Consider the following 15,258-nt stretch of genomic DNA (forward strand, 5'->3'; position numbering starts at 1 on the left):
CGGTTATGCCGAGCGTTCGAGAACCGATACCTTCCGGCTGATTCCCGCGGCCGCGGCGCGCAACGGTTCGGCAAAGCGCTTGGTATCCATTCGGTACCGCGGACTCGACACACCGATCGCGGCAACTGCTTCACCGTGTCCGCCGAAGATCGGGGCAGCGATACTCGATGTTCCCAGGCGAACCTCTTCGGTCTCGAACGCCACCTGCTCCGAACGAACGGCGTCGAGTTGCCTGCGTAACCCGTCTTCCGAGTTCACCGTCCGGTCGGTGAACTCGACAAACCCGTTGCCTGTCACCGCTCGAAACACGGAGTCGGGTGAGTACGCGAGTATCGCTTTGCCGGTGGCCGTCGCATACATCGGCAACCGGCCGGCCACCCGCGACGGCAGGTCCACCCCGTGATGACCGGAAATCTTGTCGATGTACAGAACATCGAGACCGTCGCGAATCGCGAGGTGAACCGTCTCCTTGGTCGCCGCGTGAAGGTCCTGCACGTACGTCAAGGACACCTCGCGCAGAATCCGTTGACGAGGAACCAACTGCCCCAGTTCGAAGAGCCGTAACCCCAACCTGTACTTGGTGCCGACCCGTTCCAGTAGACCAAGAGACACCAGTTCACCGGCTATTCGATGCACTGTCGCCTTCGCGACACCACTGCGATTCGCAAGTTCGGTCAGCGACAGCGCGCCCGAGTCCGCATCGAAGGAATCGAGTATCAGGCGCGCTTTCCCCAGCAACGAATGCATCGCCGAGCGCCTCCAGTACACAGATTGTGGTCCACCCAGCGGACCAAGTCTGCTCCAGTGTACTAAGGCACTAGATCTCTGCGCCCACGAACTGACTGTTGTAGAGCCGGTAGTACGCACCACGCGCGAGCAGCAACTCCTCGTGACTGCCCTGCTCCACGATGCGGCCGGCTTCCATGACCACGATCAGGTTTGCATCACGAATCGTCGAAAGACGGTGAGCGATAACAAAACTTGTGCGGTCACTGCGCAGAACCGCCGTGGCACTCTGAACCAGCAGCTCTGTTCGTGTGTCGACAGAACTGGTGGCCTCGTCGAGGATCAGGATGGACGGCTGCGCGATGAACGCTCGCGCGATGGTGATGAGCTGTTTCTCACCGGCACTGATGTTGTTGCCCTCTTCGTCGATGACGGTGTCGTATCCCTCGGGCAGGGAATGCACGAATTTGTCGACGTAGCTCATCTTGGCGGCGCGCTGAATCTCCTCTTCGGTGGCGCCCGGCTTGCCGTAGGCGATGTTCTCCCGGATCGTGCCGCCGAACAGCCAGGCATCCTGCAGAACCATGCCGATGCGTGAACGCAGATCGTCGCGCGTCATCGTGGCGATATCGATACCGTCGAGAGTGATGCGGCCCGAATTGAGTTCGTAGAAACGCAAAATCAAATTGACGAGCGTGGTCTTACCAGCACCGGTGGGGCCGACGATGGCAACCATCTGGCCGGGCTCGGCCACCAACGACAGATCCTCGATGAGAGGCTGTTCCGGCTTGTAACTGAACGCGACGTCCTCGAAGGCCACCCGGCCCTTGGACACGACCGGAGACTGAGCGTCGGCGGGATCGACAGACTGCTCTTCCTGGTCGAGGAGAGCAAACACCCGCTCGGCGGACGCAACACCGGACTGCAGCAGATTGGTCATCGACGCGATCTGTGTGAGCGGTTGCGTGAACTGGCGTGAGTACTGGATGAACGCCTGCACGTCGCCGAGCGTCATGGTGCCGGACGCCACGCGCATACCGCCGACGACAGCGATGGCAACGTAGTTCAGATTGCCGAGGAACATGACAGCAGGCATGACCAGACCGGAGATGAACTGCGCTTTGAAACTCGACTGGTAGAGCTTCTCGTTCTGCGTGCGGAAGCGCTCCTCGACCTCGTTCTGCCGGCCGAACACCTTGACCAACTCGTGTCCGGTGAACGCTTCTTCGACCTGCGCGTTGATGCCACCAGTGCTCTTCCACTGCGCAACGAAGTGTTTCTGCGAGCGCTTGGCGATGACCGCCGTGACGATGATCGACAGCGGAACCGTCGCGATCGCGATCAAAGCCAGAATCGGTGAGATGACCAGCATCATCACGAGGATCGCGATCACCGTCATCACGGATGTCACGAGCTGACTGAGAGTCTGCTGAAGGCTCTGCGCGACATTGTCGATGTCATTGGTCACGCGCGAGAGGACGTCGCCACGCGCATGAGTGTCGAAGTACCGCAACGGAAGTCGATGGATTTTCTGCTCGACATCCTCACGGAGGCGGCGAACCGTGCGCTGCACCACGATGTTGAGCAGGTACGCCTGCAACCAACTGAACAGCGACGCGCAGACGAACAGCAGCAGCACGATCATCAGAACTCGGCCGACCTCGGAAAAATCGATCCCGGTGCCAGGGACCACGTTCATGCCGGACACCATGTCCGCGAACTGATTCTGCCCCTGCTCGCGCAGACCAGCCACCGCCTGATCCTTGGTGATTCCGGCGGGAAGCTGTTTACCGATGATGCCGTCGAAGATGAGGTTGGTGGCATTACCCAGGATCTTCGGGGCGATCGACGACAGCACCACACTGACCGTGACCAGTGCAAAAATCAGGATGACAGCCGGCTTGTCGGGGCTGAGCCGGGAAAGCAGACGCTTCAGCGAAGGGCCGAAATTCATGGCTTTCTTGGTGGGGTCCCCACCACCAGGAGGCCCGATCGGAGGCGAGGAACTCGGTCGATTACTCATGATGCGTCCTGTACGGCTAGCTGAGAGGCGACAATTTCGCCGTAAGTGGGACAACTGACTTGCAGTTCGTCATGGGTGCCGACACCGACAATGGCACCGTCGTCGAGCACTATGATCTGATCGGCTTCGACGATGGTGGAAATACGTTGCGCCACAACGATGATGCAAGCATCTCGGGTGACGGGCTGCAGCGCCGCTCTCAGTCTCGCGTCCGTCGTGAGGTCAAGGGCCGAGAACGAATCATCGAACAAATAGATCTGCGGCTTGCGCACCAGGGCCCGCGCAATGGCGAGACGCTGACGCTGTCCACCGGAAACCGTCGTACCGCCTTGCGACACCGGAGTGTCCAGGCCTTCCGGCATCGCGCGGACGAAGTCTGCAGCCTGAGCGACCTCGAGGCATTCCCACAGCCACTCATCGGTGGCGTCGGGGTTTCCGTAGCGAAGGTTGGTCGCGACGGTTCCCGAGAACAGATATGGCCTCTGCGGTACAAGTCCGATGACGGAACACAGCAGGTCGGTGTCGATGTCGCGGACGTCGACACCACCGACGGATACCGAACCTGACGTGGCGTCGATGAGTCGTGGGATCAGATTGAGCAACGTGGTCTTACCGGATCCGGTGCCGCCGATGATCGCAGTGGTCTTGCCTGGCTCGGCACGGAAGGTGATGTCGCGCAATACCGGTTCCTCGGCGCCGGGGAACTGGAACTGCGCGCCGCGAAGTTCGACGACACCCGGGGTGTCCAGTTCCCGAATCGGGTTCTTCGGAGGAATGACCGAGGACGCGGTATCGAGAACCTCGGAAATACGTTCTGCGCAGACCGACGCGCGCGGCAGCATGACGGCCATGAATGTAGCCATCATGACGGCCATCAGGATCTGCATGATGTAACTGAGCATCGCGGTGAGCGAGCCGATCTCCATGGCGCCACTGTCGATCTGATGCCCACCGAACCAGATGACCGCGACGCTGGTGATGTTGCTGATCAGCATCACCAGCGGGAACATCACCGCCATCAATTTTCCGACACCGAGTGCCGTTTCGGTCAGTTCGTCGTTGGCCACACCGAAACGCTTCACCTCGGACGGCTCGCGAACAAACGCGCGGACCACCCGGATACCGGTGATCTGTTCACGGAGAACGCGGTTGACCGCGTCGAGACGGCCCTGCATGAGCCGGAATCCGGGAACCATCCGCGCGATCAGGAAACCCATCGAAATCGCCAGCAACGGAACGCTGATGCCTAGAATCCAGGACAGGTTCAGATCCTGACGCAGCGCCATGATGATGCCGCCGACGCACATGATCGGAGCCATCACGAGGATGGTGCAGCTCATCACCACCATCATCTGCACTTGCTGGACGTCGTTGGTATTTCTGGTGATCAGGGACGGCGCACCGAAATAGCCGACCTCGCGGGCCGAGAACGTGCCGACCTGATGCAACACCGACGCGCGTAGATCGCGCCCGATACCCATGGCGACACGAGCACCGAAGTACACCGCGCCCACGGAGCACAGGATCTGCGTCAACGTCACGAGGAGCATCACCCCGCCCGTGGACAGGATGTAGCCCGTGTCCCCCTTTGTCACGCCGTTGTCGATGATGTCGGCATTGAGACTTGGAAGGTAAAGAGCAGCCATAGTCGAAATAAACTGTAGGACGACAACGCCCGTGAGTTCGCCACGATACGGCTCGAGATAAGTGCGCAGCAGCCTGATCAGCATAGTGAGCGAAGGTTACCAATCTCTGCCGACAAGTGCCGCTGGTTATTTCGGTCGGCGGGAATTACACGAAAACGCGCGTGCCGCAACCGACCTGAGATCGATTGCGGCACGCGCGGGTAAGCCTTACCTGACTAAGCAGATGTGGACTGCAGTTCCGCTTCGTTGTCGTCGCGGAGGACCTTGCTGAGCTTCTCACCCTCGATGTCGACGTTCGGCAGAATCTTGTCCAGCCACTTCGGCAACCACCACGCCTTGTCGCCCAGCAGCGCCATGACCGACGGGATGATCACCATCCGAACGATGAAGGCGTCGAAGAAGACAGCGGCAGCGAGCGCGAAACCGATCGACTTGATGAACGAGTTCGGCTCTGCGATGAAGGCGCCGAACACGGAGATCATGATGATCGCTGCAGCGCTGACCACGCGGGCACCGTGATTGAAGCCGATAGTCACGGCTTGCTTGGCGCTAGCTCCGTGGACGTACTCCTCACGCATACGCGTCACCAGGAACACCTGGTAGTCCATCGCGAGGCCGAACACCACACCGATCAGGAAGATCGGCATGAAACTCACGAGCGGTTGCGGGTTCGAGATAATTCCCAACCAACCGTGCTGGAAGATCGCAACCGTGGCACCGAATGTCGCGAGCACACTGAGCAAGAAGCCCAACGTTGCGGTCAGCGGAACCAGGATCGAGCGGAACACCAAGAGCAGCAAGATGAATGCAAGACCGACCACTACGGCAAGGTAGGGCACCAATGCGTCCTGCAAGGTATCCGAGATGTCGCCCTCGAGCGCAGTCTGACCTGTGATTCCGTAACTCACACCGATCGAATCTGCCAGTCCCGCTTCGGCACTGCGGAGGCTGCCCACCAATTCCATCGTGGCCGGATCAGTAGGACCGGTTGTCGGGGTGATCAACATCCGCGCGGTATCGCCTGCGATGTTGACGTCGATGATCTGTGCGTTCTGAACTCCGTTCAGTCCCGAGATCGTGGAGACAACCTTCTCGAAGGCCTCGCCGGCCGGAACGTCTGCATCCTTCGCGTCGATGACACCGATCAGCGGACCGTTCTTACCGCCACCGAAGCCCTGGTCGATCAGGTCGTACGCCTGACGTGAACTTGTTGCCGGATCACCCGTCGCCTCCGACGGCAATGACAGGCTCAATCCCGTTGCCGGCAAAGCCAAAGCACCCAGAAGTACAACGCCGCCGATCAGCGGAACGAGCGGGCGTCGCACGATGGCGCTGATGTAGCGCAAAGCCAACGTGGGCTTACCCGAATCGTCGGTTTCCTCAGCCTTCTTACTGAGGAATGGAATCTTGCCGGCAAAAGCCTTGCGGCCGAAGATACCCAGGATCGCGGGCAGCAACGTCAACGCGATGAGAACTGCGATGAGCACTGTAAATGCCGCTGCTGCACCCATATCCGACAGGAACGGAATGCCGACGACACGCAACGCAACGAGGGCGATGATGACCGTCAGACCAGCGAATACCACTGCGGAACCGGCGGTTCCGACTGCTCGTCCGGCCGCTTCCGACCGGTCGTCGGTCAACGTCAATTCGTGCCGGAACCTGGACATGATGAACAGTGAATAGTCGATCGCCACTGCCAGACCGATCATGATCGCCAACGTCGGTGTCATGGACCCGAGGTCCATGAATCCCGTAGCGACGGTAATACCGAGGCTGCCGATCGCGATGCCGATGATCGCGGTGATCAACGGAAGCCCAGCGGCCACAAGCGAACCGAACGTGATGGCAAGAACAACAGCAGCGACGGCAATACCGATCAACTCGGTGAGCCCACCGGGCATCTCCGCTTCCTGTGCCGCAGTACCACTGACCTGAACGTTGAGTCCTTCGGCCCGCGCCACATCGGCCGCGGCATTGATCGAATCACGCATCGCCTCATCGGCATCCGTGACAGCACCGACAAAGGGCACCTCGATGTATCCGACCGTGCCGTCCGCGCTGAGCGGCGACAGTGCGGCGGCGTCGGAACTTGCCTTTGCCTCGGATGTGCCGGTAGCAGCGGCCTTTTCCTGGAACATCGCCGTCATCGAATCGTTGGCGGTAACCGGATTGACCAACGCCTTCGCGGCCTGTTCCGGAGTCGCCGTCGCCGGATCGACCTTGGCCGCGTCGGTGACCGTGTCGATCTTGCGGATCTGCTCGAGCATGTCGTCCATGGCCTTGACATTTGCCGGATCGGCCAGCGTCGTACCTTCAGGCGCCTGAAGGACAAATCGGGCACTCAACGAATCCATCGAGTTGGGGGCGTCCGGGAAGCGTTCGGCCATCAGGTCTTGAGCTTGCTGCGCGGGAGTCCCCGGAATGTTGAAGGAGTCCTTGGTGGGGCCGGACAGTGTCGCAGCCCCGACGCCCATCAGAACCAGGATTATCAACCAAACGCTCAGGACCGCGCCTTTTCGCCGGTAGGCGAACTTGCCGATCCGATAAAGATAGGTGGCCACGACGGGCTCCTTGCTGTTTCGGTGCGTGTACGTGGACAGGTGTTACGTGTGAGTTCTCAAATACGCGGTGGCGGCGCTGGAAACCCCGCGCGAATTTGACGAAAAGCGTCGTGGACCAGTTCTTCCGGACCGGAAGCCTCCGACTTTCCGCCGGTCCAGATGTCGATCACCGATTTACAGGCGCCGGCCACCGCTCCAAGGAGAAGTGTCGGGTACAGATCCCGTTCGGCGTCCGTGCCGGTTCGTTCGGCCAATGCCCGAGTGACTGCACGGTTGATCCGCTGGTGCATGTCAGCCGCATCCCGGTAGAGAGCGGGACTCGAATCCGACAGCATCCAGATGTTTGCTTTCTCTGTCACGCTCGGATCGGAATCAGTCACGATTTCGACCACAAGATCCTCGAGCACGTCGAGAATGGGTTCGTCCGCGGGCCGAGCCGCAAGCGCCTCGATCCAGCGAGTTACCGAATCTTCGAAGCTGGCGAGGACCGCCTCCTCCTTGCTGGAGAAGTAGTTGTGAAATGTCCTCGTCGACACGCCTGCCTCGGCGGCAATCGCGTCAGCGGTGACGCACTCGATTCCAAGAGCTCGAGCGAGTCGTGCCGCCGCAGTGCTGAGGGCACCACGGGTTGCCGCCTTCTTGCGGTCTCGAAGACCTGGCTCAGTTGTCACTCCAACCACGTTACGGAACTTGCAGACATCTGCAAGTTTGCAGAGTCGTGCAAATTTGTGGATTGCGACACACCCGAAAAGCCAATGCCCGGTAGATCACATCCCGCCACAGGCGCCGACACACCCACCTCGGCACCGCCTCGACAAAAGTCACGTACACACTAGACAATGGTCAGTACGGTTGCCATCAATTAACCGGCTGCGGCTCAACCACCAGATAGACAGCGACTGAGGAATTTCATGGACCCACTCCTACACACTTGGCCGGTGCCGCCCTCGGCCATGCTGTGGGGATCGAAGAACGGCCCCGGTTCAATGCTGCGGCTCGTCAACTTCACCATCGGATTCTGCTCACTCAACTTTTCCTTGGTTGCGTATCTGTTCCTGATCAGCGGCGAAGGCCCCGACCGCCAGTCCGCCCGCACCTGGCTCATCGCATTCGCGACAGCAAACCTCGCCCCCACCGTTCTCTGGTTTCTCGGAAAGGTTCGTGGGTCGCGGGCCCTGAAACTCTTCGGAATCTGGGCAGATCTCGGAACTGCCTCCGTCATCATCACCTTCATCAGCCACGATGCAGCACTCTTCGGCGCAGTGCTCTTCGTGGCCTCCGGCGCCTACTTCACGTACTTCCTCAACTTTCGATGGCTCGCCTTCCACCTTGCCTTCTCCTGCACGTTCATCATTTCTCTGGCGATCCTCGCCGTCACTCGCGGGACGCTGCCCACTGCCGGTGTCATCGCACGCACCGACGTCATCCTGTGCGCCGTCATCTTCATCCCCGCCACCATCCAATTCGCCTGGCGACAACTACTCGCGCGCGCCACCGGATCGAAAGTCGACGCCCTGACCGGCCTCCTCAACCGGCGCGGACTGTGGGACATGGCCGAACGAGTCTGGTCGATCTCACACGCCAACCGCGTCGACGTTGCGGTCGCTGTCGTGGACATCGACAAATTCAAAGCCGTCAACGACGCTTACGGACACGAAGTCGGCGACACCGTCATCATCAGAACCGGCAACCGGCTTCAACAACACGTCAACGGCTTCGGATATGCAGCACGCACCGGCGGAGAAGAATTCACGCTCGTCATGATCGGAACCCCTTACGGACTACGCAAACGCATCGCAACACTGCCCCGCGCAGTTGTCGAAGCAACGGACACACCCCTGGCGACAGTCAGCATCGGCGCCTCCACGATGCCGTTCACCCCACACCTGGAGCAATTCGACTACACCGCATTCTCACGCGCGATAGTCCACGCCGATCATCTGATGTACGACGCAAAATCATCCGGCGGGAACTCCGCCAATACCGCCCCACTCGATATGACACGCTTCGACCGCATGCAATGAGACGCCGGCACTTAACGTCAGCGCCGCTTCCAGGCTCCCGGATCCGCCGTCAACTCATTCACGAAATCCGGAAGCGTACCGTCTGCCACATCAGCCATCGTGACGTTCTCGAGCACCGCTCGAAGATTGACGCGGACCGCTATCCAGACATCCTTGAGCTGCGTCGCCGGACCTGTGTAATCGACATCCTCGGGGCGCTCGCCGCGAATCGACGCCAACGGCCCTTCCACCGCACGGATGACGTCGGCGATCGTGATCTCCGACGCGGGACGGGCAAGCCAGTAACCGCCCTCCGGGCCACGCTTGCTGATCACGAGGCCGCCGCGTCGGAGATCCGACAGAACAGCTTCCAGGAACTTATGGGGGATCACCTGCGACGTTGCGAGAAACTCAGCTTTGGCCGGGCCTGGACCAGCTGCTGCGAGTTCCGCCAACGTTCGCACGGCGTAGTCCACCTTCGCGGTGATGTGCACCGAGAATTCCTACCATTCCCCTATGGAAAGGTGCAAGGGCAATGCATCTTCCCTATCGTTACACACTCATGCATAATGTAACGACGGACCCGTGAGCGACAGGACAAATAGCGTGTGGGACACCCTCCTCGAATCTTGGAAGTCTCTCCTGGAACCACTTCACGACCCGGTGACCCTGGCCATCCCCGCGTTTGTCCTCTTCCTCGCGATCGAATGGGCAGCAGCACGCACACTCGAAAATCATCCCGACCATGCCGATGGCCGAGCGCACCCCGCAAAGGGCGGCTACCGCGCCGTCGACGCCCGCACCAGCATCCTGCTCGGAGTGGTCTCCATCGCAACCAGCACCTTCTGGAAAGTGCTCGCCCTGATCGGATACTCCGCCATCTGGGTTTACCTCGCACCGTGGCATCTCTCGCCGAGCGCCTGGTACACCTGGGTGATCCTGTTGCTCGGAATCGATGTCCTCTACTACGCGTATCACCGCATCGCACACCGCGTTCGAGTTATCTGGGCAACGCATCAAGCGCACCACTCGAGCGAATACTTCAACTTCAGCACCGCCCTGCGACAGAAGTGGAACAACAGCGGCGAAATCATCATGTGGCTACCGTTGCCATTCCTCGGAATTCCGCCGTGGATGGTCTTCGTCGGCTTCTCCGTCAGCCTCGTCTACCAGTTCTTCGTACACACCGAGCGAGTCGGAAAACTTTGGCGTCCCATCGAATTCATCTTCAACACGCCATCACACCACCGCGTTCACCACGGATCCGACGCCGAATACCTGGACCGCAACTACGGCGGAATCCTCATCATCTGGGATCGGATGTTCGGTAGCTTTACCGCTGAAAAACAACGGCCGACATACGGACTCACGACGCCGGTCGGCACCTACAACATCTGGAAACTGCAAACGCGCGAATACGCTGCCATTGCCCGCGATTGGAAGGCGTCGACATCGTGGCGCGATCGCGCAGGCTACGTGTTCGGGCCGCCCGGGTGGTCGCCGAAAGCTGAACTCAGCTCACCAGAATCCACAAGCCACTAGCCGCGAGAAGCAGCAGGCTCACCGCCAGCACGGCCCCCATACCCAATGCGGGCGTTGCCTTTTCCCGCGCAAAGAGCTCGAGCCGCGTGCGCCTCGACCGTCGCTCGTAGATCGTGACCACAACAATCAGCACGGCCGCGATCGCCGGGCCGATCAGCGCTACCGAACCGAACGGCGGCAACCAGCGCAGGCACGCCACAGCCAAGCCGAGGATGGCCAGGCTGGTTCTTACGAAGGAGAGCGATGTGCGTTCGGACTGTAAACCCTTGTCCGGAGGACTGATCGCGCCTGTGCCCGGAGGACTGGATGCATCGGACGGCTCTACGGTGGTCAAGCTAGCTCACAACCTCGACCACGAGGACGGTCGCGCAGATCACCAGAACGATTCCCACTACCGGCGCCATGAGAGGCACCGGTAGTGAGCGTTCGGCACGTAATGCGCGCTCCGCACTGATCCAGTGGACAAAAGATGTGACGGCGATCAGCGCTCCGCCGACAAGAAGCAGCGCCGCCAAGCCGGCGCGGACGTTCTCGTTCAGGATGTCGCCGCCGAAAGCCTCCAGGCCGACGCCCGACGCGATGAACGCCGTCGCGGTGCGTACCCAAGCGAGATACGTCCGCTCGTTCGCGAGTGTGAACCGTGGATCCGGGTCTTCACCTGACCGGAACGGCTTCCACAATCGCATTAGTGGGACCGTCCACCAAGACAACACTCGTACCCGAGCACACACCACGAATTCAAGTTCATGTCCTTAATCTTCCCCGGTAGCGGAAATGCACCGCCATCCGGGCTTGATCAGGACTGGTCGAGCGATACCAGGAAGTCCACGCTGCCACTGCCGTCGACAGTCACGAATCCGAGGGACGGAGGCTGCACACCGAAGTCGGTCCACGTCACCGGGATGGAACCCGACGCGATCAATGAGTCACCGGAGTGCAGAACCGTCATGTCGACGGACACGGGCTTGGACTGACCCTTGAGCGTCAGGGTGCCAGGCACCGTCACCGTCGCGGTTGTCCCATCCGTCGGCACCGACGACAGATCCACCGGCGAATCCATCGTGAACGTCGCCGTCGGGTAGGTACTGGTGTCCATCACGTTGCCCGTGAACTGGCTGTCACGCCGGTCCGAGTCGGTCTTGATGCTCGCTACCTGCACGGTCACTTCGCCGGCCGTGAGCTTTTCACCGTCGACGGTCGCATTACCACTCACCTCTCCTGTGGTACCTACGACAGTGACACTCGATCCGTTGAGAATCTCGTGCACGGTATATCCGGCTGCTGTCTGGTTGTCCCCTTGTCCAGCGACGACGGTCCAGGCACCGTCGATCGACCCGGACGCCGCCTCGGCACCTTCCGTAGACACCACGGCTGCGGGAGCGTCATCTTCTGCGATGAACTTCCCGTACGCCCACGGCCCCACGAGCAGGGCAAGCACGACCACAACTACTGCTCCGCCGATCCACCAGATCTTTTTCATATGTTCGACGATAGTTGCAGCTTCAACGGATGTCAGGGGTTGCGCGCTGTGGGAACTCTGTGAATGCGCTCCGCACTGCCTGAAAACGCGAGGTAGTTCGCACCAATCGTTCCCGAAAGCTCGCTCACAAATCCGATCCGGATCGCGAGATGCCAGAGCCAAGACAAGGTTGCGGCCTCGACCTCGAGTGAAGTCGGGGCCGCAATCCTGCCTACTCGTTCGGGCCTCGAGCAATCACGTTGCTCGCGGGCCGGATGATCAGTTGTCGCTTACCGAATTACCTTTCGGGACAGCAGGATCCGCAGAAAGCAAGCGCTTCGTGGCTAGGCGCAGGCGCCGTTTCACCTCGTCGACTGACGTGTCCCCATTCAGCCACCCGACAACGCTGGCGCCCCACAGGGTTTCCAGCATGCCCAGTGTGCGTGACTGCATCGGAGTGGAAGGATGATCGGGGCCCCACGCCTGAGCCGCAGCAATACGGGTGAAGGGCATGGACCATTGCGCTATCTGGTTCTCTTTTGCAGGACGCTCGACGCGATCGGGGTCGTACTCGCGCAGCGTTTTGTGCACTGACATCGCAGCGTGGGCGAACCCTGGATCCCGGACCATCCCCAGGAATGCCCGGACCAAGACCTCTCCGGCCCGGCCCTCCGCCGTCCGCTGTCTCGGCGGACGGCGGAGTAGATCCTCAGCCAGGGAATGCAGTTCCGACTGAACGGCTGCAGTGATCAGTTCGTCCTTCGATGCGTAGTACTTGTACAGGGTCGACAGGGCGGTTTGGGCAACGCGAGCGACTTCCCGCATCTGCACGGCCTCGTAGCCACCTGCGGATGCCAACTCGCGGGTCGCTTTCACGACTCGCTCGACGCGGAATGCCTTGGCCTCGGCTGTACGGCCATTCACCTTCACTGCGGCCATCCAGTCTTTCCCCAATCATGTACCGAAGCTGACACTGTCATGTCAGACACCACGATATCGCCCCAGCACCGACACCAGCACACGCACTCAGGGCAGCAACTTCCCCTTCATCAGGCATTCACGAATCAGGACGGAACCTGGGCCATGAAGATGGACGGGTGCAGACCGTCAGCCAGTGGACGGAAGTCCTTCTCTACCTTTGCGGCCAGGTCGTCGAGGTTCCACGGTCCATCGGAGGTGACCGTGGAGACGATCTCGGGGTTGTTCCACAGTTTGACGTCGTAGCCCATGGCGCCGATCGTACGGCCGGACAGCCAATCGGAACTCGTACCGGCAAGGTACGCGACGATGGGCGCGATGTTGTCCGGCGAGACGGAGTCGTCGAGGCCACCTCCCATGCTCTTCTCCTCGGGCACGGTTTGCGTCAGACGGGTAACGGCGCCGGGAGCGATAGCGTTGACCGTAACGCCGTATCGCCCGAGAGCGTTGGCCGTGGACGCAGTCAAACCGATGATGCCCATCTTGGCTGCGGCGTAGTTCGGCTGGCCCGGCGAGCCCTGCAACGCGGAATCGGAGGTGAAGTTGATGATGCGGTACTGGCCCTCCGGGTTTCGCTGCGATCGCCAATAGGCTGCCGCCGGCTTGATGGTGCTGAAGTGGCCACGTAGATGAACTCGGATGACTGCATCCCAGTCTTCTTCCGGGAGGTTGAAGATCATCTTGTCACGCAGAATTCCCGCAACGTTGACAACAATATCCAGCTTGCCGTAATGCTCCAGCGCGAGATCAACCAGGCGTTGACCGGTTGCGACATCGGCGATGTCACCGCCGTCCGAAACGGCCTCGCCGCCACCGGCAACGATTTCGGCAGCGATATCACGCGCCGGCCCTTGGTCCCCGCCCTGACCGTCCGTAGACGAGCCGAGGTCGTTGATGACAAGTTTTGCGCCTTCGGCGGCGAACAATCTGCTGATCGACGCGCCGATGCCTCGGCCGCCGCCGGTCACGATCGCTACGCGACCTTCGAGTGAACCCATGAATCTTTCCTTTGTTCAGGCCACGACAAACATCGCGACGAGTCTGTAACGGGGTGGAGTGTCAGTTGATTGCGGCGGTGCCGTCAGTGGATTGTGGCTGTGCCGTGGTCGATGACCACGTCACCGATGTCGTCGACCGTCCGGAACCGAACACCGCTACCGTCAACCCAGATCGAGGTTGTGATCGCCTGTCCGGGCAGCAGAGGCTTGGTGAACCGCCCCGACATCCCCGTGAAACGGGTCGGATCCGAATCGGCCACAGCGTGCAGGAGAGCCCGACCGACGTAGCCATAGGTGCACATGCCGTGCAGGATCGGGGTGGAGAACCCGCCGCGGGCGCTGAAGGACGGGTCCGAATGCAGGGGATTCCGGTCGCCGCTGAGTCGGTAGAGCAGCGCCTGGTCCGGCCGAGTTGTGTATGTGACAACGTGATCCGGCTTGTGGGTCGGCAATTCCCAGGTGGTTGACGGCCCGCGATCGCCGCCGAACCCTCCGTAACCTCGGAAGAACGACCCGGACTCGATGGTTCCCACTACCTGGCCGGCAGAGTCGCGAGCAACAATTTCCGTCACGAGCAAGGCACCGGATCCCTTGTCGTATACGCCGGTGATCGTGCGAGTGGTTTCCACGCGACCGTCAGTCGGGAGCGGGCCCGTCAGGTTGAACGCCTGCGACGCATGCAGGAGCTTGCTGTAGTCGACATCGTCGGGTAGCGAGGGGCCGTCTCCGCCGCCCGAGAACACGACATTGGCGAACGTCGGGAGAACCTTCTGCGCAATGCCCTCACTGTTTTCCGTGGTGAACTCCAGCTCGTCGAGCGGGTCGGCCTGACCAGCGCCGACGCCCAGGGCGTACAGCAGTGCGTCTGTCGACGTCCACGTCTTCCAGACAGGCTTGCTGGTGAGTCCGACGAGTGAGCTATCGATCGGCATGTAGGACCTCAATTCCATCCAAGTAGGTATTTGCAGGAGCGAAGCGGGGTTACCGGACGGTTTGTGCAATTCCGTCCATATGGTCGGAAAGCGTTGTCCAACAACTTACTACACTTAAAGAGAACACGTTACGTATGTGGTTGGCAAGCCTCCCACCGAAAGTGATCAAACGGATTTTTCGGACTTTTCGACCAGACCTTGACATCCGACATGAACTGGATCACTCTAATCCTGACAGAACGCGTTCCGTTTAAGCGAACTACCCAGAACCCGTTCGGATCAAAAAAGACGTAACGGAAGGTATTCCGTTGAAGTAGCCCAACGGAACGCGTTCCTTTTAAACGACGTTACGGAACATATCCGTCGAAACGAACTTAACGGAACGTA

At 60.4% G+C, this 15,258-nt stretch carries 14 protein-coding genes; 2 read left to right on the plus strand and 12 right to left on the minus strand.

What is annotated here, in order from left to right; all coding sequences use genetic code 11:
- Positions 1-3 precede the first annotated feature (3 nt).
- From ACFRFQ_RS26130 to ACFRFQ_RS26150, 5 genes are all read right to left on the minus strand, one after another.
- A complete protein-coding gene (locus ACFRFQ_RS26130) occupies positions 4-747 on the minus strand; it encodes an IclR family transcriptional regulator (RefSeq protein WP_378664332.1) in 744 nt (247 codons plus the stop codon).
- A 70-nt stretch (positions 748-817) separates the two neighbouring features.
- Positions 818-2,749 (minus strand): ABC transporter ATP-binding protein, encoded by a 1,932-nt coding sequence (locus ACFRFQ_RS26135; protein WP_378664335.1) that lies wholly within the window; start codon positions 2,747-2,749, stop codon positions 818-820.
- A complete protein-coding gene (locus tag ACFRFQ_RS26140) occupies positions 2,746-4,479 on the minus strand; it encodes an ABC transporter ATP-binding protein (protein WP_378664337.1) in 1,734 nt (577 codons plus the stop codon). Before ACFRFQ_RS26140 ends, ACFRFQ_RS26135 begins: the two co-directional genes overlap by 4 nt.
- Before the next feature lie 131 nt (positions 4,480-4,610).
- Positions 4,611-6,959 carry an MMPL family transporter gene (locus tag ACFRFQ_RS26145; protein ID WP_378664340.1) on the minus strand — a complete coding sequence of 783 codons (2,349 nt, stop codon included), beginning with the start codon at positions 6,957-6,959 and terminating at the stop codon, positions 4,611-4,613.
- A gap of 56 nt (positions 6,960-7,015) precedes the next feature.
- Positions 7,016-7,630, minus strand: a complete 615-nt coding sequence (locus ACFRFQ_RS26150) for a TetR/AcrR family transcriptional regulator (RefSeq protein WP_378664343.1) — start codon at positions 7,628-7,630, stop codon at positions 7,016-7,018.
- Between the two features lie 240 nt (positions 7,631-7,870).
- Between ACFRFQ_RS26150 and ACFRFQ_RS26155 the strand changes: the two genes are divergently transcribed.
- On the plus strand, positions 7,871-8,983 hold the full coding sequence (locus ACFRFQ_RS26155) for a GGDEF domain-containing protein (protein WP_378664346.1): 1,113 nt from the start codon (positions 7,871-7,873) through the stop codon (positions 8,981-8,983).
- 17 nt (positions 8,984-9,000) lie between these two features.
- On the opposite strand, the gene ACFRFQ_RS26160 is transcribed toward ACFRFQ_RS26155, so the two are convergent.
- Positions 9,001-9,456 (minus strand): RrF2 family transcriptional regulator, encoded by a 456-nt coding sequence (locus ACFRFQ_RS26160; protein ID WP_378664349.1) that lies wholly within the window; start codon positions 9,454-9,456, stop codon positions 9,001-9,003.
- A gap of 112 nt (positions 9,457-9,568) precedes the next feature.
- Here ACFRFQ_RS26160 and ACFRFQ_RS26165 point away from each other — a divergent pair, with 112 nt between their 5' ends.
- Entirely contained in the window at positions 9,569-10,504 is a 936-nt protein-coding gene (locus ACFRFQ_RS26165; protein WP_378664648.1) for a sterol desaturase family protein, read from the plus strand.
- On the opposite strand, the gene ACFRFQ_RS26170 is transcribed toward ACFRFQ_RS26165, so the two are convergent.
- The 6 genes from ACFRFQ_RS26170 to ACFRFQ_RS26195 form a co-directional block, all read right to left on the minus strand.
- Positions 10,476-10,838, minus strand: a complete 363-nt coding sequence (locus ACFRFQ_RS26170; protein WP_378664351.1) for a DUF202 domain-containing protein — start codon at positions 10,836-10,838, stop codon at positions 10,476-10,478. The genes ACFRFQ_RS26165 and ACFRFQ_RS26170 overlap by 29 nt on opposite strands.
- Before the next feature lies 1 nt (position 10,839).
- A complete protein-coding gene (locus ACFRFQ_RS26175; protein WP_378664354.1) occupies positions 10,840-11,190 on the minus strand; it encodes a YidH family protein in 351 nt (116 codons plus the stop codon).
- 110 nt (positions 11,191-11,300) lie between these two features.
- Positions 11,301-11,984, minus strand: coding sequence for a YceI family protein (locus tag ACFRFQ_RS26180; protein WP_378664357.1), 684 nt, complete (start codon positions 11,982-11,984; stop codon positions 11,301-11,303).
- Between the two features lie 258 nt (positions 11,985-12,242).
- The gene (locus ACFRFQ_RS26185) at positions 12,243-12,902 is read right to left on the minus strand and encodes a TetR family transcriptional regulator (protein WP_378664359.1); all 660 of its coding nucleotides are present in this window, start codon (positions 12,900-12,902) and stop codon (positions 12,243-12,245) included.
- A gap of 125 nt (positions 12,903-13,027) precedes the next feature.
- Positions 13,028-13,939, minus strand: a complete 912-nt coding sequence (locus tag ACFRFQ_RS26190) for an SDR family NAD(P)-dependent oxidoreductase (RefSeq protein WP_378664362.1) — start codon at positions 13,937-13,939, stop codon at positions 13,028-13,030.
- An 83-nt stretch (positions 13,940-14,022) separates the two neighbouring features.
- On the minus strand, positions 14,023-14,871 hold the full coding sequence (locus tag ACFRFQ_RS26195) for a MaoC/PaaZ C-terminal domain-containing protein (RefSeq protein ID WP_378664365.1): 849 nt from the start codon (positions 14,869-14,871) through the stop codon (positions 14,023-14,025).
- Positions 14,872-15,258 lie beyond the last annotated feature (387 nt).

The sequence above is a fragment of the Rhodococcus sp. NPDC056743 genome (assembly GCF_042790355.1).
In the GTDB taxonomy this organism is placed as follows: domain Bacteria; phylum Actinomycetota; class Actinomycetes; order Mycobacteriales; family Mycobacteriaceae; genus Rhodococcus_F.